This window comes from Lunatimonas lonarensis (assembly GCF_000390185.1).
Classification (GTDB): domain Bacteria; phylum Bacteroidota; class Bacteroidia; order Cytophagales; family Cyclobacteriaceae; genus Lunatimonas; species Lunatimonas lonarensis.
On record NZ_AQHR01000022.1, the window covers coordinates 158,827 to 180,585 of the forward strand.

The window sequence follows — 21,759 nt, forward strand, 5'->3', positions numbered from 1 at the left end:
AACTGATCCGAAATTACGTATTTAATAACATATTCACCGATATTTTAACTATACCACATTTTTTATTTATTTTTATTGTATTATTTGCAATATATGAAAAACCACGCTACCTTTGAAAAATCAAACAGAGGATAAAAGAATCTCAGACGTTTGTTGACATACTGTAGGATGATGAAACTGGCAGACATGCCCTCCGGTCTCGGGGGTGGGGAGCTAAGGACAAAGCAAACATTGAGCTCGTGTTTTGCCTAACTGCCCCGTGGAGGTTCGACTCCTTCTCCTACAGCAGGTTATTTTGGGTTTATTGTTAATTGACTAAAGCTATGGGACATTGTTTCATAGCTTTTTTTATGGGCTATGGATTATGACACACGTTTGTTTTTGATCATTCTGCCTGCATGTAGCTATAAAAGGTACCATTTTTATGCCCCATGCAGTTACCGATTGATTACCCAAAGCTACTATACCCAAATGCGTTAGCGTGCCCTCTACTCCCAACCGCCACCTAATGCCCTATACAGGTCCACCACGGTAAAAAACATCTGCCTTCTCGTATTGGTCATGCCAAGCTCGGCTTCCAATACCCTAGACTGGGCAGTAATAACCTCGAGGTAGGATGCATACCCTCCCCTATATAGCTCGTTGGAGGTGGAGACAGCGTTGAGGAGTACGGCTGTTTCCTCATCCCGAAGGCTGTATACACTACGCAGGTTTTCGATTCGCTGCAGCTTATTCATTACTTCCCTATAACCATTTATGATGGCCTCTTGGTAGGCAAATAGGGCAATTCTACTGCTGGCACTCGCCTCTTGGTATCCTGCCCGAATGCGGTTTTGGGCAAACAAAGGCTGGGTAATCCCACCCAACAACCCGACAGAGATCGCTCCCGGGAATTGAAAGGCGGCGGGGATGCTCCGGTCGTTTAAGCCAATATAGGGTGTAAGCGAAAACGAGGGCAGAAATTCCTTTCTAGCTGCCTCCACGTTGTATTCAGCTGCGCGCAATTCGTACTCTGCGATCTGGATATCCGGCCTGCGAAGTAGCATCTCGGAGGGTACACCCACTTCAGCGATAAAAGGCAGCTTGATCTGCATCAAGGACTCGGCACGGGGAACTCCGGTCGGAAACCTCCCCAGCAGGTAATTGAGGTGGTTTTCTGCCTCCAAAATTTCCTGCTGTTTTTCGTAAAGCAAACTTCGGGTGGAAAGCAACTGTGCCGCAAACTGTTGCACTGCCAACTCGGTAGCTCGTCCGGCGGCTTTTTGAATGCGAATCAGCTCCAATGCCATCTCCTGAAACTCAATATTTCGGTTGATGGTAGCCAACTCGATATCCATCCCCAAAAGGTCATAATACAACGTGGCAATGTCAGCTACGAGATTTGTTATGACCAATTGCTTGCCCCGTTCAGTTGCCAGCACCTGCTGAAAAGCCGCCTCCTTCCGATCCTTCAGCTTTCCCCATAAATCGATCTCCCAGGTACTTTGAAAACCCACGAAATTATTCTCTACCCGATTGATTACATTCCGATCACCATTTACAGTACCATTTAGCAAGTTGGGGCGAATATCTCCAGACCGGTACCGAACGATCGCATCCATTGTTGGATACCGCAATCCGTTACTTACCCGAAACCGGGCGTTGGCTATGTCGATTCGCTCCAACGCCGCCAAGAGATCCAGGTTATTTTCCAATCCAAACTCAATCAAAGCAATCAGATTGGGGTCATTGAAAAAATCCCGCCAGGATATATCCGCCAAGGAGCTGCTGTCCGACACTTGAAGAAAGACATCCGGCACCGGATCCAAACGAGGTAATGTATGGGGCTCAATCGTTTTGCAGGCAGTACCCGCCAATAACCCGGAAAAAAGTACAATCAGGAAGCGAAAATTTGTAGTCAACATGAAATCATTAATAGATAGTAAACTAGGTGCCTAGACCGTTACTTCCTCTTCCCGTGCCACAGTTTCCTTTGGTTCGGAGGACGATTTAGGGTTCACAAAGAGCTGGGCAAAGATTACGTACAACCCCGGAATGATAACCAACCCAAAGATGGTTCCGATCAGCATGCCCCCTGCTGCGGCTGTACCGATGGAACGGTTACCCAATGCGCCGGCACCAGTGGCAATAGCCAAGGGGATCAAACCAGCAATGAATGCAAAGGAAGTCATCAGAATTGGGCGAAGGCGGGTTACGGCCCCCTCAACGGCGGCGTCGACGACCGAATGTCCCGCCCCCCGTTTTTGAATCGCAAACTCCACGATCAAAATGGCATTTTTACCGAGCAATCCAATCAGCATGATCAAGGCCACTTGAGCATAGATGTTGTTTTGGAGCCCAACCAGATATAGCATGAAAAACGCTCCAAACACCCCGGTAGGAAGGGAAAGGATTACCGGAAGGGGTAGCAGAAAGCTCTCATATTGGGCCGCCAACAACAAATAAACAAAGAGCAGACAAATGATGAAAATAACAATAGCTTGATTGCCCGACTGCACCTCCTCTCTAGACATTCCGTACCAGTCGAAGCTGTATCCTTGAGGCAAGGCTTCCTTGGCCACACGTTCGATAGCTGCGATCGCATCCCCACTACTGTACCCCGGCGAAGGACTACCCTTAACCGTAGCAGAGTTGTACATATTGTGGCGGGTAAGTTGCTCGGGACCATAGGCCTTTTCCATGGTCAGGAAGCTTGAGATCGGAACCATTTCCCCCAGGTTATTTTTTACGTGTAGGTTCATCACATCCTCCGGCTTGGAGCGATATTCCGGAGCGGCTTGTACCATCACATCGTACATTTGCTCAAAGCGGACAAAATCAGTGACAAACATTCCGCCCAGCAAGATCTGTAGCGTACTCATGGCTTTTTGGATGGTGACTCCCTTTTTGGCTGCCATGTCCTGATCTACATGCACCATAAACTGGGGAAAATTGGGATCAAAATCCGAAAAGGCATTATTAATTTCCGGTGCTGCCTCCAATGCTGCGACCAGCTCGTTGGTCACCAAGCCTAGTCTATCCAGATTGCCTGTACCCGTTTGATCCAATACCCGCATCTGAAAACCACTGGAGTTTCCAAAACCAGAAACTGTTGGTGGCAGGAAGAAATCTATCTTGGCATCTGAAATGGTTTTAGTGCGTTCTCGCAATTCGTTCATGGTCTCCTGAATGGTCTCCGCCCGTTCGTTCCAAGACTTCAGATTGATCATGGCCATACCAAAAGAAGCACCGGACAAGCCGTTTGACAGCGAGTAGCCTGCCAGACTGGACACCGACTGAACGGCGTCCACTTCCTCGATCATACGCTGCATTTCATCAAGCACCCGCTCTGTCCGCTCTACGGTGGCTCCCACCGGGGTAGTCACATTTACATAGATCATGCTCTGATCCTCTGTAGGAATAAATCCAGTCGGCAAAATCTTACCGATTCCGTAGGTTCCTACAAAGAAAAACAGTAGCATCAAGGTAGTGAGTCCCTTCTTGGGTGCTAGATAAGCAACATAGCTAAAGTATTTCTTCTCAAAATAACCATACACCCTGTTGAACCAATCAAAAAACCTTTGCAATGGGCCGGTAGATTTTACATGGTTTTCTCCGTAGTGGTTTTTAAGCATGATGGCACACAGGGCCGGCGTAAGTGTGACGGCATTGATCCCCGAAATCACAATCGCAATGGCAAGGGTAATCGAAAACTGCCGATAGAAAATCCCAACGGGGCCGGACATAAAAGCTACAGGGATAAACACTGCAGACATCACCATAGTAATCGCTATGATGGCACTGGAGATTTCCTTCATAGCCGCAAAGGTAGCAGGCATAGGTTCCAAACCCGTTTGCTGCATTTTGGCATGGACAGCCTCCACGACCACGATCGCGTTATCCACCACAATTCCAATGGCCAACACCAACGCAAAAAGGGTGAGCAAGTTGATGGAAAAGCCCATCATCTGAATAAAAAACAAGGTACCGATCAGCGCAACCGGAACTGCCAGCGTGGGAATCAATGTGGATCGAAAATCCTGCAGAAAGATGAAAACAACGATAAATACCAATATAAACGCCTCTATCAAAGTCTTAAGTACTTCCTGCATGGAAGCATCCAGAAAGCGGGAGACATCGTATGAAATTTTGTAGTCCATCCCAGTAGGGAAGGTATCGTGCTTGATTTCGGCGATCCGTTTTTTTACATTCGCAATCACTTCAGATGCGTTGGACCCGGGACGTTGTATAATCATGATCGAAGCCGCTGGACGTCCATCGGTTTTGGAGATGCGGCCGTAGTTTAAGGAGCCGAATTCTACCTCGGCCACATCACTGAGCCTCAAAATCGATCCGTCCGGATTTGCTCTAATGACGAGATTTTCGTACTGTTTTGGCTCAAAAAACTTACCCGTATAGCGCAGCACGTATTGAAGCATCTGGGATTCTCTGCCGGAACTGATACCTATTTGGCCGGGTGCAGCTTCGATGTTTTGGGCCCTTATGGCTTCCACCACCTCGTCCGTGGCTACTCGATAGGCCGTCATTCGGTCCGGTTTCAACCAAATCCGCATGGAGTAATCCTTCGTGCTCATGATCTCTGCCAAGCCAACTCCATCTACCCTGCGTAGCTCTTGGAGTACGTTCAAATCGGTAAAATTATATATAAACGCCTCATCAAGAGAAGTGTCTTCGCTATACACATTCAGGTACATCAGCAGTCCTTCCACCTGTTTTTCAACGGTTACACCCGCCTTAACCACCTCTTCGGGCAGCTCATTTACTACCGTGGAAATCCGGTTTTGGATTTCCACTGCCGCCAGATCCGGATCGGTACCCGCTTCGAAATACACTTTTATGATGCTGGTGCCCCGGTTACTTGACACCGAAGTCATATAAGTCATACCCGGTACCCCGTTGATCACCTTTTCCAATGGTGTAGCGACTGTTTTGGCGCATACCTCCGCATTGGCTCCTCGATATTTGGCACGAATCGCGATAGATGGAGGGGCAATGTCAGGAAAGAGCTCAACCGGAAGACTAAAAAATGACAGCAACCCCAGTAGGACTATAAAAAGGGAGATGACTATAGAAAGTACTGGTCTTTTAATGAAAATATCAAACATGACAATAGATTCTACTGGTTACGGAAAGGAGGTATTGATCAGCGACACCTCTTCTTCCGATACGGTTCCTTCGCCGTGGTCAACCGCCAATGCTTTGGGGGTTATGGACATGCCGTCTTTAAGGCTCTGTACACCTTCATAGACCAACCGCTCTCCAGGCTCCAAACCGGACTCAACAATGTAATAATGCGAAAAACGAGCCTTCGGCACAAAACTACGCATCTCCACTTGGTTGTCTTGTCTTACCACGTAAACAAAGCTACGGTCTTGGATTTCGAAAACGGCCTTCTGGGGAATGATGATTGCATTTCGGACCGAGTTGGAAAGAATTATCTTTCCGGTCGCCCGATGCTTGAGAATGTACGCTGGGTTTGGGAATTTCGCCCGGAAAGCGATGGATCCGGTATTCACATTAAACTCGCCCTCCATGGTCTCTATCAAACCTTCGTGGGGATAATGGGATCCATCGGCCAAGATCAGCCTCACCATGTTATGCTTGAGCCTTTCTTCCGCATTGGACTTGATATATTCGAGGTATTCCCGCTCGGATACGTTGAAGTACACATTAACGGCACTGACATCGGAAACGGTGGTCAACAAAGTCCCTGGATCAATCAAACTGCCGGTCCGCTGCGGGAGTCGGTCTATAATCCCGTCAAACGGTGCACGAATTTCTGTATAGGACACCTGTACAGCGGCATTTTGCTCCGCCGACTTGGCTTCTTCAATTTTTGCAAGTATAGCTTCATACTTGGCTTTGGTCATATCCAGCTCCGACTCGGAAATTACATTTTTGTCTACCATCACCTTCAGCCGCTCAATTTCAAACTCCATCACCTTGGCTTCGGCCAGTGCACTTTGCAAGTTTGCCTTGGCCTTGGCAAGTTCCGCCATAAATTCTTGGTCATTGGTCTTAAACAGGAGCTGCCCCTTTTTCACTTCCTTGCCCTCATCCACGTAGATTTTCTCCAAAAAACCGGGCACACGGGCACGCAACTCCACGTGCTCTACCGCCATGACATCTGCCACATATTGACGGTGCAACACAGTATCTTTAGCCACTACCTCTATTACAGGCACCTCACGGGGTGCCTGGCCCAAGCTTTGCTTTTGCTCAGACTTTACCCCACAGGCAGCACTGCCTAGCAGAAAGACCAAGAAAGAAACCCAAGGGGAGAATAGTTTATTCATCAACATACCACTTATCCATTTAACCGAAAGCAAGTAAAACTCATTGATGCTTTCTGACTGTTTTTACCTTACTTTTACTACAAAAATCCTCTATTTTGAACTGTCTGAAAACGCTAAATCTATTCAATCCCCTGAAATGAACTGTCTGTGATTTTATAAACGGCCAAAAAAAGATATAAAGCTGTTTTCAATAGGTGCAAACAACACGCAGCCTTTCCCTGCAAAAATACCGAATAAACCCATCAATAGCCTCCTTGGAACAGCCAATTGAACCATCCAATAGACTATTAACACACCCAATTCATGTATGTAAAACAAACCCTCCTTTGCTTGTGTCTGGCAATTTGCATCGGTCCGATGGCATGGGGACAAACCGAACATTCCCCACGCAGTTATGTTGCCCATCGCACACCCGAAAAACCCATCATAGATGGAAAACTGGACGATACCTATTGGCAGCTTGCTCCCTGGTCAGAGGCTTTCGTCGACATAGAGGGTGACATACGCCCGAAACCCGCCCACCTTACCCGCATGAAAATGATGTGGGACGAGGATTTTTTTTACATTGGGGTCAAACTGAACGAACCTCATATTTGGGCCACCTACACCCAACGAGAAGCGGTGATCTTTCACGAAAACGACATAGAAGTGTTCCTGGACCCAAATGGCGACACCCATAATTACTACGAATGGGAAATCAATGCCCTGGGTACGCTATGGGACCTATTGCTTACCAAACCCTACAAAGACGGAGGCAAACCGCTCAACGGTTGGAATATCAACGATTTTGAATATGCCGTCCATGTGGAGGGCACCCTAAACGATCCAAGCAATATCGATGACTACTGGTCTGTAGAAATGGCGATCCCATGGGCGTCCCTCTCCTATGGCGTACCAAAAGACGGACAGCAATGGCGAATCAATTTTTCGCGGGTACAATGGCAGTTGGAGGTGGCGGATAATTCATACCAAAAGGTAATCAATCCTGAAACCGGAAAAGCTTTTCCTGAAGACAACTGGGTTTGGTCGCCGCAGGGCGTCATCAATATGCATGTGCCCGACCGATGGGGCTTCGTACAGTTCAGTACCGAGGAGGTGGGAAAAGGAAATGTAGCCTTTGAGCTCCGCCCCGATGAACAGGTAAAAACTTGGTTGAGGGACTACTACCATGCACAGAAAGCGCACTTTAAAGAAAATGGCGCATATGCGCTGACTCCCGAGATTCTTTCGATAAAAAATCCCCACCCTCAGGCTGCTTTTGAAGTGACGGCAACCCGTTTCAAGATATCATTGCCTTCCTTGGAAGACAGCGGAAGGAGCTGGCACATCGTAGAAGATGGACGGGTTTGGAAGCAGTGACGGGAAGTATATCCCGATAGATAGGTTCCGTTTTCAACGATTCTGTTATTTTTGCGTTTAACCAACGACTGGTTACCCCTATACATGACACAAACGTTGCTCTCCAACCTGCGAAACACCGCCTTATTTTTTGTGATAGCCGTAGGTATCTGCCTGCTGGTATTGGGCTGCGAAAACATCGATGGAAACGAAAAGGCCTTGATAAATGTCCTTCTTATCGATGCCCCTGGAGATTTTGACGAGGTATGGCTAGAGGTTACAGGTGTGGAAATTCTTCCGGCCGGTACCCGTGGATTGGATAATGCGGATTGGGTGTTCATTCCTTACACCCCTTCCAATAAGATGGTCAAGGTGTCCGACCTGGTGGGGAGCCAACGCCTATTGCTAGGCAGAATGGAAATCAGGGCCGGACAGGTGAGCCAAGTTAGATTGGTACTGGGAACCAACCACTACCTTGTGCAAGGGGGACAACAATTTATGCTTCAAACCGAACCCGATATCAACGAACGGCTTCAAGTGAACCTTTCTCTCCAGGCCGGTGCCGGATTTGCTTGGGATGTCTACATCGATGTAAATTTGGCCAAATCTATACGGCGAAATCAATCGGGTGGATATCTATTTAGACCGGAAGTCAGGGCCTTTTCCCTTGCCAACCGGGCTGAAATCAGAGGCAATGTCCAACCGCCCGCTACCAGACCACACATCTTTGCCATCAACGGTACGGACACCCTCGCCACCCTGACGACCACCAATGGTGAATTCAGGCTAAGGGGACTTCCTCCGGCTACCTACCGGATACATATACAGCCCCGGATGTCACATTTGGACAGTGTATTTTCCCTAACAGCCGCTGCCGACTCTATTTATACGCTGGGTAATATCCCCCTTACCGCCCGACCTGCCACAGTCCCCTAAAAAACGCCCATGGAACGACACGAAAAATTCATGAGGAGAGCCTTGGAACTTGCCGAATGGGGAGCAGGAAGGGTAAGCCCAAATCCGCTCGTCGGCTGTGTAGTCGTTGCCGATGACAAAATCATCGGCGAAGGGTTTCATAAACAGTATGGAGGCCCCCATGCCGAGCCAAACGCCCTTTCCCAAGTAGAAAATCTCGCCCTTCTGCCCAACGCCACCGTGTACGTGACGCTTGAGCCTTGTGCCCATTTTGGGAAAACCCCACCCTGTGCCGATCTCCTGGTGTCCAAAAACGTAAAAGAGGTGGTTATCGCCGCGCAGGACTCCAATCCCCTCGTGGGAGGCAAAGGAATCGAAAAACTACGATCTGCCGGAATTTCCGTCACAACCGGTGTGCTGGAGCAGGAAGCACGCTGGCAAAACAGGCGATTTTTTACGGCCATCGAAAAGAAACGGCCCTACGTGATCCTAAAGTGGGCACAAACGAGGGACGGATTTATTGCGAGAACCAACTACGACAGTAAATGGATCAGCAACCGGCTCAGCCGACAGTTGGTGCATCGATGGCGTGCTGAGGAAGATGCCATCATGGTAGGCACAAATACCGCCCACCATGACAATCCCAGATTAAACGTACGGGATTGGATCGGAAAAAACCCCGTACGACTGTTCATCGACCAACACCTTAAATTGGACCGGACTCTCCACCTGTTTGATCAGAGCCAGCCAACGCTTTGCTATAACCTACTGCTTGCCGAAAAAATGGAAAACCTGGAGTTTGTGAAGATGGTGCCCGGCTTTTCCCTTGCGCAGCTGCTTACCGATCTCTACAATCGAAATATCCACAGCCTGATCGTGGAGGGCGGTAGCCACTTGCTCCGGCAGTTTATCTCGACCGACCTTTGGGATGAAGCCAGGGTATTTACGGGAGACGGTCGGTTTGGGCAGGGAATACCCGCACCGTTACTAGACCGTTTCCCTACGGAGACGCGCGCCATTCAAGACGATCGGTTAGACCTTTATTGCAACGTCTGGACGAGGAAATCAGAATGATTTAAACCACACCTTTATCAATTACCTAATTACTACCATGGCCGAAGAACTTTTTATTCCACAGACAACCTCGAAACAGGAAATATACGATTCCCTCATGCCCCAACTTGAAGCATTGGTGAAAGCCGAGCCGGATTTAATTGCCAATTTGGCCAACATAAGTGCCGTACTGAAAACGGCATTCGGGTTTCTATGGGTGGGATTCTATTTGGTTAAAGAAAACGAACTGGTATTGGGGCCATTTCAGGGGCCGCTAGCCTGTACACGAATCGCCTTCGGAAAAGGAGTGTGCGGAACGTCTTGGAAAGAAAAACAAACCTTGATTGTTCCCGACGTGGATGCATTCCCGGGGCACATTGCCTGTAGTTCCGCCTCCCGATCTGAGATTGTGGTTCCAGTTATCCATCAGGATGTCGTCACGATGGTTTTGGATGTGGATTCCTCCGAGCTAAATGCATTTGACGAAACAGACAGGCTGTACCTGGAGAAATTGGCCGGTGAACTAATCGCAGTGCATTGCCTGTAGGTACCTAGGACTTTAAGCCTGAAATTTCACTTTGTTTCTGCCCACCTTCCTTTTTTTTGATAATTTCGGAAATCAAATCGTGGGGGCAGCCGAACAACGACGCCAAGCCAGTAATGACCACCAAAGAATTGTTAGAAAGCTATGCAACGAATCTGCTTTGCCAGTAATAACCCGAAAAAGCTGGAGGAAATCCGGGCAGCCTTGGGCGGGAAAATTGAAATCATTTCCCTAAGGGAAATTGGCTGTACCGAGGAGCTACCGGAAACCGGAGATACCCTAGAGCACAATGCCTTCGAGAAAGCCCGATACCTCCACGATCATTACCGGATCGATTGTTTTGCCGACGACACCGGGCTGGAAGTAGAAGCACTCAAAGGTGCGCCCGGGGTTTATTCCGCCATGTATGCCGGGGAGCCCCGAAATGACGTTCGAAACGTGGATTTATTGCTAGAAACAATGGAAGGCCAGGAAAACAGAAACGCTGCTTTTCGTACTATCATTGCCCTTATCCTTAACGGAAAAGAATACCAGTTTGAAGGAAAGGTTAGCGGAAAAATCTCGACCGAACGCTCTGGAAGTGGCGGATTTGGCTACGATCCCGTTTTCATCCCGGAAGGGTTCGACAAAACATTTGCCCAATTTAGCATGGAGGAAAAAAACGCCGTGAGCCACCGGGGCAAGGCAGTGTCCCAATTGGCTGCCTTCCTGTTGGAGCAATCTTAGGGTTACTAGCCAATAGGATGATGAAGTGCCAAATATTCATTTTTTTCTCTTCCTCCTGTGTTCGCCCAAAGAGGAATTAGGTTCACCAATATCTATAGAAGGAGACTGGATAGAGGTACGTGAAGATACGGAATGGATTTATGATTGGTCTGGACTAAAATTTGAGAATGATACAGCATATATAATAAGTGATTTCGGGTTATTGGTAAAGGGACCTTATTCAATTATTGATAATCGCATAATTACAAAAGAATTTGATGGGATTTTTGAACTCTCAGTCCAAAACCTAACGGAGGATAGTTTAGAAATTGAAATAAATGGAGATGTCCGTCAATACTATTCACGAAGATTAGAGTATGATAAAGATTTAAAATTTAATTCTATTTCAATATCCTCCTACAAATGTATGGATTTGTGTTGGGAGTTCGATTACAGGTTAGATAGCAGCGGTTTTGAGGTTTTTGAAGGCAAATACAATACCCAAACGATTGGCCTAAAGAAAAGTAAATTGAATGAAAAATTGCTTAATAAAGTAGATAGTCTATTCAAGTGGTCAAACATAGAGCAACTTGACCCGGAATGGGTTCCAATAGCTGTAGATGGTTGGTTTCTAAAGATTGATGTTAATTTTAATGAAAACGAGTCAATCTCCTTTTCAACAACAAGTTTTGAAATTCCTTATAGACTTAAGCCAATATTCAATTTGATAATAAATCATTTAGAGGAGAAGGGGCTAAAATGATCAGGCACTAAAATTTCCTTGCGTTCAGCGGGTTATTCAATGAAAAAGGAAAATTCACATTCTTTTAAAAGTCAGGGGTAGGTTTTATCAAAACGTTCCCGAACGATGAGAGTTTCCACGATGAATCCTAGCGTTAGCTTGCCAAGTCCGTAGAAAAAGCCTGAGCGGAACAGATAAAATCATAAAATAATCCAGTTTATTAGTTAAATCATAGCTATTCGCATGAAGAAACCATACATCGTCGGGATTACAGGGGGCAGTGCATCTGGAAAAACCCTTTTCTTGGAGAAGTTGCTGAAAGCATTTGACCCAAGCGAGGTCTGCCTGATCTCGCAGGACAACTACTATAAGCCCCGCCACCTTCAGCCTGTTGATACCAAAGGTATCCATAATTTTGACACGCCCCATTCGATTGACTTTGAGCAGTATGCGGCAGATATCCGCAAGCTGCAGCAGGGCGAGACCGTTAAACGCCTGGAATACACGTTCAACAATCCAAACAAGACACCAAAAACGCTGGAATTTAAGCCTGCTTCTGTCGTTGTTGTAGAGGGTATATTTGTGCTCTATTATCCTGAACTGGTTGATTTGCTGGACCTAAAAATTTTCATAGACGCCAAAGACTACATTAAACTAAAGCGCCGGATCGTTCGGGACAAAGTAGAACGAGGGTATGACCTGGACGATGTACTTTACCGCTACGAAATGCACGTGATGCCGACTTACGAAAAATACATTGAGCCTTTCAAACACGATGCAGACCTGATTGTGCCAAACAATCATGGGTTCGATAAGGCCCTTGACGTGGTCAAATCGTTCTTAAAAATGAAGATATAACCCATGTACGCTACAAATACCATTTCGCCAAAATCACTAACTGATTGATTTATAAGTACTAAAAACAAACATATTGCCCGTCTTCTGTTTTGTAATTAACAATTTTTCCTATATTTGCACCCTGTGAAGCAATCCGAAACATATAGACTTTGGAGGGAGCGTGCGGCCATCGCATTGGTAGTATTCTTTTGTGCATTGGTATCCAGTGCAGACTACGTTATGCAGCATACCGTTGCGGACACCAAATCATTGCAACACAGTCTGGATGAGACGGAAGATTCCGGCAGTACGGAAAAGGATGTGACTTTCATACATACGGTCGTTGATGCCGTAGTGCCTTTTGTCATGGTCGCTGTGGAGCACGTCCTTCACTTTATCTACGACATATCCCTGCCCCAGCAGCCACAATCTTTCTATTCCTCCCCATTTTTTCAACTTAGTAGCGGCTTCTTTGAAGTGCTTTTCGAACATATCGTTTCGGCAAACGCTCCCTAGTCTATTACTTCGTACGTAGATTTAACTACCATTTTCCCAAGGTATAGGCGGTGCTTTGCACGGTCTGTTTTCTTTGGGTCACAACCTGTACTCAACCATCCAATAAGCTTATAAACTACACGTATACTCATGCAAAATAAAGGCGTAATAGTGTTTTTCACGGTGATAATCACAGCACTCTGTCTGTATTATTTATCGTTTACTCTGGTATCTAACGGGGTCCAAAAAAGGGCTACCGAATATGCCACGGATGCTTCCGGTAATGTGGATTTTGCCAAACGGCAAAGTTACCTTGACTCCGTCTGGAGAGAGCCGGTATATAACTTTCTAGGTTTCCGGTTCACCTACCAAGAGGTAAAACAAACCGAGCTTGGACTTGGATTGGACCTTCAGGGCGGTATGCACGTCACATTGGAGGTATCTCCCGTAGAGATTGTCCGTGGTCTAGCGGGCAATAGCAAAGATGCCGAATTTAACCGGGCCATTGAACTGGCTTCTGAACGTGCCAAAACCACCAATGACAAATACGTGAATCTGTTTTCACAGGCGTGGCGAGAAGTTTCCGGCGGTAAAAACCTCAATACCATCTTTGCTACGGCTGCCAACCGTGGCCGGATCTCTCTTGAAACTTCCGATGCCGATATCCTTGGCATTATCGATACGGAAGTCGAAAATGCCATCGACCGCTCATTTAATATCCTTCGAACCAGGATCGACAGGTTTGGAACGTCGCAGCCCAATATACAGCGTATTCAGGGTTCTGGAAGAATCCAAATAGAGCTCCCGGGAGTTGACAATCAGGAGCGCGTACGCAATCTACTTCAGGGGGTTGCCAAACTGCAGTTCTGGGAAGTGGCCGAAATCAACGAATTTGGTGATGCCCTTCAACAAGTAAATGCCATTCTAGTGGCTGAGGCTCGGGCCAACAAGCCTGCTTCCGGCAGTGAACCAGCATTGGCGGATACCACTGACCTGGAAAGTGACCTGGCCCGCCAATTGGCAGAGGGCAGTGATTCCGGCGACGATCTTGGCTTGGAAGTATCCCCTCTCTTTTCGCTGCTCAAAGCCAACTATGGACTGGTTTATGAAATCAGGGATACCCTCGCAATCAACCGAATCCTAAACCGAGAGGACGTGAGGGCCATATTGCCCCGTGACATCCGACTTTTATGGTCTGTAAAGCCACAGAGAGCGGATAATATGGAGCTTCTGGAGCTTCATGCGATCAAAGCACCGCGTGGATCCGACCAAGCTCCCTTGGAAGGAGATGTGATCACCGATGCCCGACAGTCGTATGACCAAGCCTCCCGGCCCGCAGTAAGCATGCAAATGAACGCAGACGGTGCAAGAAGGTGGCGAAAGTTGACCTCTGAGAACATTGGCCGTCGTATTGCTGTGGTATTGGACGACTACGTGTATACAGCTCCTACCGTACAGGGGGAAATCCCATCTGGACAGTCCGAGATCACCGGCAACTTCAGCATAGAAGAAGCCAAAGACTTGGCAAATATCCTGAAATCCGGAGCGTTGCCTGCTCCAACCCGAATCGTCGAAGAGGCCATCGTTGGGCCTACCCTCGGCAAAGAGGCTTCACGGCAAGGGGTGAACTCAATGATTGCCGGGCTTTTGTTGGTAGTACTTTTCATGGTCGCTTACTATGCCAAAGGCGGATTCGTGGCCATCGCGGCGTTGCTCTTCAATATCTTCTTTATATTGGGAATTTTGGCACAGCTGGGAGCGGCACTGACCCTACCTGGTATCGCAGGTATCGTGCTTACCATCGGTATGTCGATTGACGCCAACGTGCTTATCTTTGAGCGTATCAAAGAGGAGCTTAGAAACGGAGCAGGTATGCTACAGGCTATCAGTGCCGGTTATGACAAGGCTTTCAGTGCGATTTTGGACTCCAACGTAACCACCTTCCTTACGGGTGCGATACTCTATGCGCTAGGTCAGGGTCCTGTAAAGGGATTTGCGATCGTATTGATGATTGGTATTGCTTCATCCTTTTTCTCTGCGGTTTTCATTACCCGGGTCATCGTACACTGGATGAGCAAAAAAGGCGATCAGAGCAAAGTATCCTTCTCTACGCCTATTTCCACGGGCCTGCTAAACAACCTGAACATCGACTTCCTGAGCAAGCGAAAGTTCGCTTACCTTATCTCCACGGGGGTTATCGTATTGGGTCTGTTGATTGCCGTTGTAAACGGGCTGAAATTTGGTGTGGACTTCACGGGTGGACGCTATTACATTGTGGAATTCAGTGAAGCCGTTCCGGCCTCTGAATTGAAAGTAGGTTTGGACAACGAATTCGATGGTGCCGTGGAGGTGAAAACCTATGGCGCAAACAATGTTCTGAAAGTCACCACTTCGTACCTTATAAACGAAGACTCTGACGAAGCAAACAGGGAAGTCGAAGTACGCGTTCGGGAGGGTATTGCCGCTGTAACCGGCTTTACCTTCATTTCAGATGCGACCAAACTATCCTCCGGAGACTTCGCCATCACCGGATCGAACAAAGTAGGTGCCACCGTAGCTGACGACATCAAGGCCTCTTCTATGGAAGCCATGTTCTTTGCCCTGGTTGCCATCTTCCTATATATTCTGCTACGTTTTAGAAAATGGCAGTTTTCACTGGCCTCCATCATTGCGTTGGTTCACGATACTTTCTTTGTCGTTGCTGCATTTGCCATAGCCAGTGCACTGGGTGCTACGTTTGAAATCGATCAGGTCTTTATTGCCGCGGTGCTTACCGTGATAGGTTATTCGATCAACGATACCGTAATCGTCTTTGACCGAATCCGGGAAAACATCACAAACAAAGGCACCAATCGGTTGGTTGCGCTATTTAACGATGCCATCAATCAAACCATGGCAAGGACCCTGATTACTTCAGCCACTACCCTGATCGTGGTGTTGGTGTTGCTGGTTTTTGGAGGTGAGGTATTGCGCGGTTTCTCGTTCGCCCTGCTGATCGGGGTATTGGTAGGCACCTATTCTTCCATCTACATTGCTACGCCGGTAGTGGTAGATTTGATGAAGCGGGAGCTTGAAAATGAAAGCAAAGAAACGGCGAAAAAGCCCGCCTAATTACGGGCTGATTCGAACCTAATTAAATGGCTGGCACAATGAAGTGCCAGCCATTTATCTTTACTACCTATCCAACAAACCTGTAAAATTGCCTTTTTTAACGATTATATATTCTTTTTCAAACAAAAAATACCCCGATCACGGTATTGGGTAGGTTAGGTACAGTGGCTACCTTGCATTAAGAAACCTGACTACAGAAATGCAAGGAAACCTGTTTCAAATCTGTCTCTTTTTCGGCCTTCTATTTTCAACGATTCACTTCTTCTTGGGTGAGCCAAAGGATGAGTATCGGCGTACACATCGCATCGCTTTCATCGTGTTGATGTTGACATTTTTGGCAGAAATAGGATGGAAGATTGCTACCGAAACACAACTGGATGGATTCCTCCTTTACAACCTCCTTTTTGTCCATCAGAAGATAGTCCTGATGTTGGTATTTTTCTACTTCCTTCCATTCAGCTGCCAAATCCAGGACAAAATTGCCGCATCGCTTTTGGTGTATCTTGGGGTTGCACTACTAAACAGCTTGTTTTTACAACCTATGGAAGGAATGATCCAAAGCTACAGTCAGATGTTTGGTAACGGGATGGTGCTGGTATTTTCCCTGATCTTTTTCAAAGACATCATCCGACAAAGTAAGTTCAAGGAGGACAATTTACTCTCACTCCCCTACTTCTGGATAGCTACCTTTGTGCTTTTCTCATTCGGCGAGAGCTTTATCTTCTACTTTTTTTCCAGCTTGTTTTTTCCACGAAACCTGTATGACCTAGGTTTTATACAGGTGTTTGTCCAGTTTTTTGCAGGAATCATGTTTCTTGTTTTTGGCATAGCCTTTTATATTCCCAACTACCTACGATCCAAATGAGTAGATGGCCATCAAGGCACTTGCCCGGAGCAGATACGACAGGTGTCGCCATTCAGATGCCGTAATAAGTTTTTAAATTTGCCCTTTAGATGTAACTTTACGGACTAATTTCAATTGAGCGCGATATGGCATACTTATTTACCTCAGAGTCTGTGTCTGAGGGGCACCCAGATAAAATTTCAGATCAAATATCGGATGCTATAATCGACCATTTTTTAGCTTTTGACCCCAATGCCAAAGTAGCCTGCGAAACCATGGTAACAACCGGTCAGGTAATTCTGGCGGGTGAAGTCAAGTCCTCTACCTACCTGGACGTACAGAAAATCGCCCGCGACGTAATCAACCGAATCGGATATACCAAGAGTGAGTATATGTTTGACGGCAATTCCTGTGGTGTGCTTTCCGCCATCCACGAACAGTCCCCGGATATCATCAAAGGCGTGGAGCGTGACCATCCCGAGGATCAAGGAGCCGGAGATCAGGGCATGATGTTTGGCTACGCTACCAAAGAAACCGAAAACTACATCCCACTCGCCCTGGATCTGTCCCACAGGTTACTTAAGGAACTTGCCGAGATTCGAAGAGAAAACAGGGATATCACCTACCTGCGACCGGACGCCAAGGCCCAAGTAACGATCGTATACAGCGATGATAACGTGCCGGAAAAAATCCACACCATTGTTATCTCCACCCAACACGACGATTTTGGGCCGGAAGAAGAAATGTTGGCAAAGATCAAACAGGATATGTTGTCCATTCTCATTCCCCGGGTCAAAGCCCAGGTACCCGAATCCATACAGCGCTTATTCACGCCGGACATTATCTACCACATCAATCCTACCGGAAAATTTGTAATTGGTGGCCCACACGGCGATACCGGCCTCACGGGACGAAAAATCATAGTTGACACTTATGGGGGCAAGGGAGCCCATGGAGGTGGTGCCTTCTCTGGAAAAGATCCCTCCAAAGTAGATCGTTCCGCAGCCTACGCTACCCGACATATTGCCAAAAACATGGTGGCTGCCGGGGTAGCCGACGAAGTACTCGTCCAAGTGTCCTATGCGATAGGAGTAGCGCATCCAATGGCCATATACATCAACACCTATGGTACTGCCAAGATCAATCTTACAGATGGGGAAATTGCACGTGTCATCGAAAAGATCTTCGATATGCGGCCCTATGCCATTGAACAACGTCTGAAGCTACGTTTTCCGATATACGAGGAAACGGCAGCCTATGGACACATGGGTCGGGAAAACGAAGTAGTTACCAAGACGTTCTATTCTCCCGATAACGCATCCCTTACCCTGGATGTGGAATTGTTTACGTGGGAGAAGCTTGACTATGTCGCTAAAATACGGGAAGCCTTTGGGCTTCATTGATCAGAAAACGGGCTCGGCAGTAAATACCGAGCCCGCCTTTTTTTATCCCCCCCACATGCCTTCTATCAGTGCGGTATAAAACTCCTGTAACGACTTGCCGGTAGCCATTACCTGCTGGGAAATCAGGCTGGTTTCCGTCTGACCAGGGACGGTATTAAGTTCAATAAAAAAGAAACGCCCGGATCCTTTTTCCAAAAAATAGTCCATGCGCACGGCTCCACGACAGTTCAGACGTTGATAAACAGCCTTAGCGATCCGATTCACTCTTGACACCTCTTCCTCTGTCATGTTTCCGGGAGTTATTTCTTTTGTGATTCCTGCCGTATACTTTGCCTCAAAATCAAAAAAATCCTTGGAGCTGATTATCTCGGTAGCCGGCAAAACTATTACCTCCCCTTCCATTTGGTAGATGCCTATCGAAAACTCCCGGCCATCGACAAACTCTTCCACCAAAACCTGGGCGTCCTCTTTGAAGGCTTTTTCCACTGCCGCTGCCAAATCCACCGGTTCAAGTACCTTACTCATGCCTATGCTACTGCCTCCGTTGTTTGGCTTAACAAAAACCGGAAACGCCAACTCCCTCACAATCCTCTCAACGGTTTCGGATCCACCATCCATCAACTGAAAGGATTTTGCCAAAAAAAGCTCATCAATACTCGCAACGATCGCCTTTGTGTAGGCTTTATTCATCGTTATCGCAGATGTAAGTGAATCGCAGGTGGTATAGGGGATGTCCAGCATATCAAGGTATCCTGCTAGCTTGCCATCCTCGCCGGGTGAGCCATGGATGATGTTAAAAACCCCATCGAATCTAATTTTTTCACTATTGATCGTCAGTGAAAAATCATTCAGGTCAACAGAAACCCGCTCACCACCGTCCGTCAGGTGATACCAATCACCCGGGTAAATAAAAATCTTGAATATCTCGTATAAACGATCATCCAATTGACGGGCTACCACTTCTGCGCTTTTGAGAGAAACTACAGACTCTCCGGTGAATCCGCCGGTCACCAATGCGATTTTTTTCTTCATATGTACATAGTAATGATCTGCGAATTACATGATTTTCAATCAAAAATACCCCTGATCAAAAAATAAAAACACAAAATTATTCCCCTCTCACCTTCCCACAAAAAGGACTGTCAATGGCCTACCCATTCGTCCCATACTTTTTCGAATAAAGGCATAAATGGCTACCTTTGAAGGCAAAAACCAATTATGGCAAGACCGCTACTACTTATTGTTTTTTACTTTTTGCTGGCAAGCTTCGGCATATATGCACAGGGAACGAAAAAAATTTCCCTGGAAGATATTTTCAAAACCTCCACCTTCACCCAAAAAACCGTTGAGGGAATCAACTGGATGGCCGATGGAAAATACTACAGTGCCCTATCAAACGAGGACGGATCCAAGATTTGGAGAGTTAACCTTGCTAGCGGAGAATCAGAAGAAATCCTGGTGGATGGGAATAAGTTGGGAATAACGTTTTCGGATTACTCATTCAGTCCCGACGAAAGCTTCGTACTGCTGATCTCAGACGTGGAGAAAATCTACCGCCGTTCTTCCAAGGCCCTATTTTACGTCTTTGACAGGCGAACAGGTGAGGCTCAGCCGCTGCTGGAAGGAGAGAAAGTCTCCTATGCCACCCTCTCACCTGACAATACCAAGGTAGCGTTTGTAAAAGAAAACAACCTGTTTTACAAAGACCTATCTTCCGGCAAAATCACTCAGGTTACCCGAGATGGCAAAACCAACGAGATCATCAACGGTGCAGCTGATTGGGTATACGAAGAAGAATTTTCGATGGCACAGGCCTTTGATTGGTCGCCCAAAGGAGACAAACTCGCATTTATCCGATTTGACGAATCTGAGGTGCCGGTGTTCAACATGCAGATGTGGGGGGATTTGTACCCTACCGACTTCCTGTTTAAATATCCAAAAGCAGGAGAAGCAAATGCAAAAGTCAGTATCCACGTTTTTCACCTGGATTCAGGGAAAACAACGCTCATAGACGCGGGCGAGGAATCGGACATCTATCTTCCCCGTATTTACTGGACGGGCGACAACGAGACCCTCGCATTTATTCGCCTAAACCGACTTCAGAATGAGATGGATCTCCTCCACGCCGCGAGCTCAAGCGGTGACAGTAAGGTGGTCTTAAACGAAAAATCCAACACCTACGTGGACCTGGATTTTAACGATAACCTTCAATACCTTAGCGATAACAAAAGCTTTATCACCACCTCCGAAAGGGACGGGTTCAAACATATCTATCATTTTGACATGGAGGGAACGCTCATCCGTCAGATTACAGCGGGCCCTTGGGAAGTAACGAACCTGATAGGTATAGATCAAAAAGGTAAAAAAATCTACTTCGAATCCACCGAAGCGTCGCCATTGGAACGGCACCTATACGTGATAAACTTCAACGGGAAAGGGAAAAAAAGACTGAGCGAAGAAGCGGGGACCTATAGCACCAATATGAGTCCCGATTTCAAATTCTACATCAGCAACTTCTCCAGTGCTTCACAGCCACTACAGGTAAGCCTGCACGATGTAAACGGACGAACCATCAAAGTATTGGAGACAAACGAACCCCTTCGCAGAAAAATGACGGAGTATGCGCTGGGAGAAAAAGAGTTCTTCAGCTTCAATACCATCGACGGAACCTCGCTCAACGGATACCTCATCAAACCGGCAGACTTTGTAGCTGGCAAGAGATATCCCGTACTGATGTATGTGTATGGAGGGCCGGGATCCCAAAACGTACGGAATGCATGGGGAGGCATACGGGATTTTTGGCACCAACATCTCGCAGCCGAAGGGTATCTAGTCGCCTGTGTAGACAACAGGGGCACCGGGGGTCGTGGTAGGGACTTTAAACACAGTACCTACGCCAACCTTGGGAAATTGGAAACCGAAGATCAAATTGCCGCAGCGAAGTACCTAGGAAGCCTGCCATTTGTGGACAGTGCCCGGATAGGTATATGGGGCTGGTCGTATGGAGGCTACATGTCTTCCCTCTCGCTAATGCTGGGAAACGATGTATTTAAGACGGCTATTGCGGTAGCCCCGGTTACCACGTGGCGCTACTACGACACCATCTATACCGAACGGTACCTCCAAACACCCCAACTGAACGCGAGAGGTTACGACGACTACAGCCCCATGACCCACGTGGACAAACTAAAAGGAAACTACCTGATCATCCACGGCACAGGGGACGATAATGTACATTTCCAAAACGCTGTAGACCTAGTCGACGCGCTGATAGCTGCGGACAAACAATTCGAATCGTTTTACTATCCCAACCGAAATCACGGAATAAGAGGGGGGAATACTACGTGGCACCTTTACAACATGATGACGGATTTTATCAAGCGCAAGCTATAGGCACCACCTCTGGCACATCAAAACTCCACATCCCGAAAAATCACCTTTTCGGGATGTTTTGTTTTTAGAGGACAAATGGTTAA

General features: G+C 47.1%; 16 protein-coding genes. 12 read left to right on the forward strand and 4 right to left on the reverse strand.

Features of this window, described 5'->3' with window-relative positions:
• Window positions 1-488: 488 nt before the first annotated feature.
• The 3 genes from ADIS_RS03355 to ADIS_RS03365 are packed head-to-tail and all read right to left on the reverse strand — an operon-like array spanning window position 489 to window position 6,302.
• Window positions 489-1,904: a TolC family protein gene (locus tag ADIS_RS03355; RefSeq protein WP_035804497.1), complete on the reverse strand. Its 1,416-nt coding sequence runs from the start codon at window positions 1,902-1,904 to the stop codon at window positions 489-491.
• Window positions 1,905-1,934: 30 nt separating this feature from the next.
• Window positions 1,935-5,105 (reverse strand): efflux RND transporter permease subunit, encoded by a 3,171-nt coding sequence (locus ADIS_RS03360; protein WP_035804498.1) that lies wholly within the window; start codon window positions 5,103-5,105, stop codon window positions 1,935-1,937.
• 18 nt (window positions 5,106-5,123) lie between these two features.
• Complete coding sequence (locus tag ADIS_RS03365; RefSeq protein WP_010852906.1) at window positions 5,124-6,302, reverse strand: efflux RND transporter periplasmic adaptor subunit; 1,179 nt, start codon at window positions 6,300-6,302, stop codon at window positions 5,124-5,126.
• Between the two features lie 297 nt (window positions 6,303-6,599).
• On the opposite strand from ADIS_RS03365, the gene ADIS_RS03370 reads away from it, so the two are divergent.
• The 11 genes from ADIS_RS03370 (at window position 6,600) to metK (ending at window position 18,283) form a co-directional block, all read left to right on the forward strand.
• On the forward strand, window positions 6,600-7,655 hold the full coding sequence (locus tag ADIS_RS03370; protein ID WP_202900549.1) for a carbohydrate-binding family 9-like protein: 1,056 nt from the start codon (window positions 6,600-6,602) through the stop codon (window positions 7,653-7,655).
• A gap of 84 nt (window positions 7,656-7,739) precedes the next feature.
• Complete coding sequence (locus ADIS_RS03375; RefSeq protein WP_010852909.1) at window positions 7,740-8,570, forward strand: DUF4382 domain-containing protein; 831 nt, start codon at window positions 7,740-7,742, stop codon at window positions 8,568-8,570.
• Between the two features lie 9 nt (window positions 8,571-8,579).
• The gene (gene ribD / locus ADIS_RS03380; protein ID WP_010852910.1) at window positions 8,580-9,623 is read left to right on the forward strand and encodes a bifunctional diaminohydroxyphosphoribosylaminopyrimidine deaminase/5-amino-6-(5-phosphoribosylamino)uracil reductase RibD; all 1,044 of its coding nucleotides are present in this window, start codon (window positions 8,580-8,582) and stop codon (window positions 9,621-9,623) included.
• 37 nt (window positions 9,624-9,660) lie between these two features.
• The gene (locus tag ADIS_RS03385; protein WP_010852911.1) at window positions 9,661-10,149 is read left to right on the forward strand and encodes a GAF domain-containing protein; all 489 of its coding nucleotides are present in this window, start codon (window positions 9,661-9,663) and stop codon (window positions 10,147-10,149) included.
• Window positions 10,150-10,290: 141 nt separating this feature from the next.
• Complete coding sequence (locus ADIS_RS03390) at window positions 10,291-10,872, forward strand: non-canonical purine NTP diphosphatase (protein ID WP_010852913.1); 582 nt, start codon at window positions 10,291-10,293, stop codon at window positions 10,870-10,872.
• A gap of 25 nt (window positions 10,873-10,897) precedes the next feature.
• The gene (locus ADIS_RS03395; protein ID WP_010852914.1) at window positions 10,898-11,614 is read left to right on the forward strand and encodes a DUF6438 domain-containing protein; all 717 of its coding nucleotides are present in this window, start codon (window positions 10,898-10,900) and stop codon (window positions 11,612-11,614) included.
• A gap of 222 nt (window positions 11,615-11,836) precedes the next feature.
• Window positions 11,837-12,451 carry a uridine kinase gene (udk, locus tag ADIS_RS03400; RefSeq protein WP_010852915.1) on the forward strand — a complete coding sequence of 205 codons (615 nt, stop codon included), beginning with the start codon at window positions 11,837-11,839 and terminating at the stop codon, window positions 12,449-12,451.
• Window positions 12,452-12,574: 123 nt separating this feature from the next.
• The gene (locus ADIS_RS03405) at window positions 12,575-12,946 is read left to right on the forward strand and encodes a hypothetical protein (RefSeq protein ID WP_155907090.1); all 372 of its coding nucleotides are present in this window, start codon (window positions 12,575-12,577) and stop codon (window positions 12,944-12,946) included.
• Between the two features lie 129 nt (window positions 12,947-13,075).
• The gene (gene secDF / locus ADIS_RS03410; RefSeq protein ID WP_035804500.1) at window positions 13,076-16,036 is read left to right on the forward strand and encodes a protein translocase subunit SecDF; all 2,961 of its coding nucleotides are present in this window, start codon (window positions 13,076-13,078) and stop codon (window positions 16,034-16,036) included.
• Window positions 16,037-16,235: 199 nt separating this feature from the next.
• Window positions 16,236-16,901 carry a hypothetical protein gene (locus ADIS_RS03415; protein ID WP_035804501.1) on the forward strand — a complete coding sequence of 222 codons (666 nt, stop codon included), beginning with the start codon at window positions 16,236-16,238 and terminating at the stop codon, window positions 16,899-16,901.
• 125 nt (window positions 16,902-17,026) lie between these two features.
• Entirely contained in the window at window positions 17,027-18,283 is a 1,257-nt protein-coding gene (gene metK / locus ADIS_RS03420; protein ID WP_010852919.1) for a methionine adenosyltransferase, read from the forward strand.
• 42 nt (window positions 18,284-18,325) lie between these two features.
• On the opposite strand, the gene ADIS_RS03425 is transcribed toward metK, so the two are convergent.
• Window positions 18,326-19,315 (reverse strand): D-alanine--D-alanine ligase, encoded by a 990-nt coding sequence (locus tag ADIS_RS03425; protein ID WP_010852921.1) that lies wholly within the window; start codon window positions 19,313-19,315, stop codon window positions 18,326-18,328.
• A 186-nt stretch (window positions 19,316-19,501) separates the two neighbouring features.
• On the opposite strand from ADIS_RS03425, the gene ADIS_RS03430 reads away from it, so the two are divergent.
• Entirely contained in the window at window positions 19,502-21,676 is a 2,175-nt protein-coding gene (locus tag ADIS_RS03430) for a S9 family peptidase (RefSeq protein WP_010852922.1), read from the forward strand.
• Window positions 21,677-21,759 lie beyond the last annotated feature (83 nt).

What these genes read in the sequence shown, in the direction of transcription:
- ADIS_RS03430 (WP_010852922.1), top strand. Translation starts at nt 19,502, where the DNA reads ATGGCAAGACCGCTACTACTTATTGTTTTTTACTTTTTGCTGGCAAGC.
- udk (WP_010852915.1), top strand. Translation starts at nt 11,837, where the DNA reads ATGAAGAAACCATACATCGTCGGGATTACAGGGGGCAGTGCATCTGGA.
- ADIS_RS03370 (WP_202900549.1), top strand. Translation starts at nt 6,600, where the DNA reads ATGTATGTAAAACAAACCCTCCTTTGCTTGTGTCTGGCAATTTGCATC.
- ADIS_RS03355 (WP_035804497.1), bottom strand. Translation starts at nt 1,904, where the DNA reads ATGTTGACTACAAATTTTCGCTTCCTGATTGTACTTTTTTCCGGGTTA.
- ADIS_RS03390 (WP_010852913.1), top strand. Translation starts at nt 10,291, where the DNA reads ATGCAACGAATCTGCTTTGCCAGTAATAACCCGAAAAAGCTGGAGGAA.
- ADIS_RS03360 (WP_035804498.1), bottom strand. Translation starts at nt 5,105, where the DNA reads ATGTTTGATATTTTCATTAAAAGACCAGTACTTTCTATAGTCATCTCC.
- ADIS_RS03425 (WP_010852921.1), bottom strand. Translation starts at nt 19,315, where the DNA reads ATGAAGAAAAAAATCGCATTGGTGACCGGCGGATTCACCGGAGAGTCT.
- ADIS_RS03375 (WP_010852909.1), top strand. Translation starts at nt 7,740, where the DNA reads ATGACACAAACGTTGCTCTCCAACCTGCGAAACACCGCCTTATTTTTT.
- ribD (WP_010852910.1), top strand. Translation starts at nt 8,580, where the DNA reads ATGGAACGACACGAAAAATTCATGAGGAGAGCCTTGGAACTTGCCGAA.
- ADIS_RS03385 (WP_010852911.1), top strand. Translation starts at nt 9,661, where the DNA reads ATGGCCGAAGAACTTTTTATTCCACAGACAACCTCGAAACAGGAAATA.
- ADIS_RS03415 (WP_035804501.1), top strand. Translation starts at nt 16,236, where the DNA reads ATGCAAGGAAACCTGTTTCAAATCTGTCTCTTTTTCGGCCTTCTATTT.
- ADIS_RS03365 (WP_010852906.1), bottom strand. Translation starts at nt 6,302, where the DNA reads ATGTTGATGAATAAACTATTCTCCCCTTGGGTTTCTTTCTTGGTCTTT.
- secDF (WP_035804500.1), top strand. Translation starts at nt 13,076, where the DNA reads ATGCAAAATAAAGGCGTAATAGTGTTTTTCACGGTGATAATCACAGCA.
- metK (WP_010852919.1), top strand. Translation starts at nt 17,027, where the DNA reads ATGGCATACTTATTTACCTCAGAGTCTGTGTCTGAGGGGCACCCAGAT.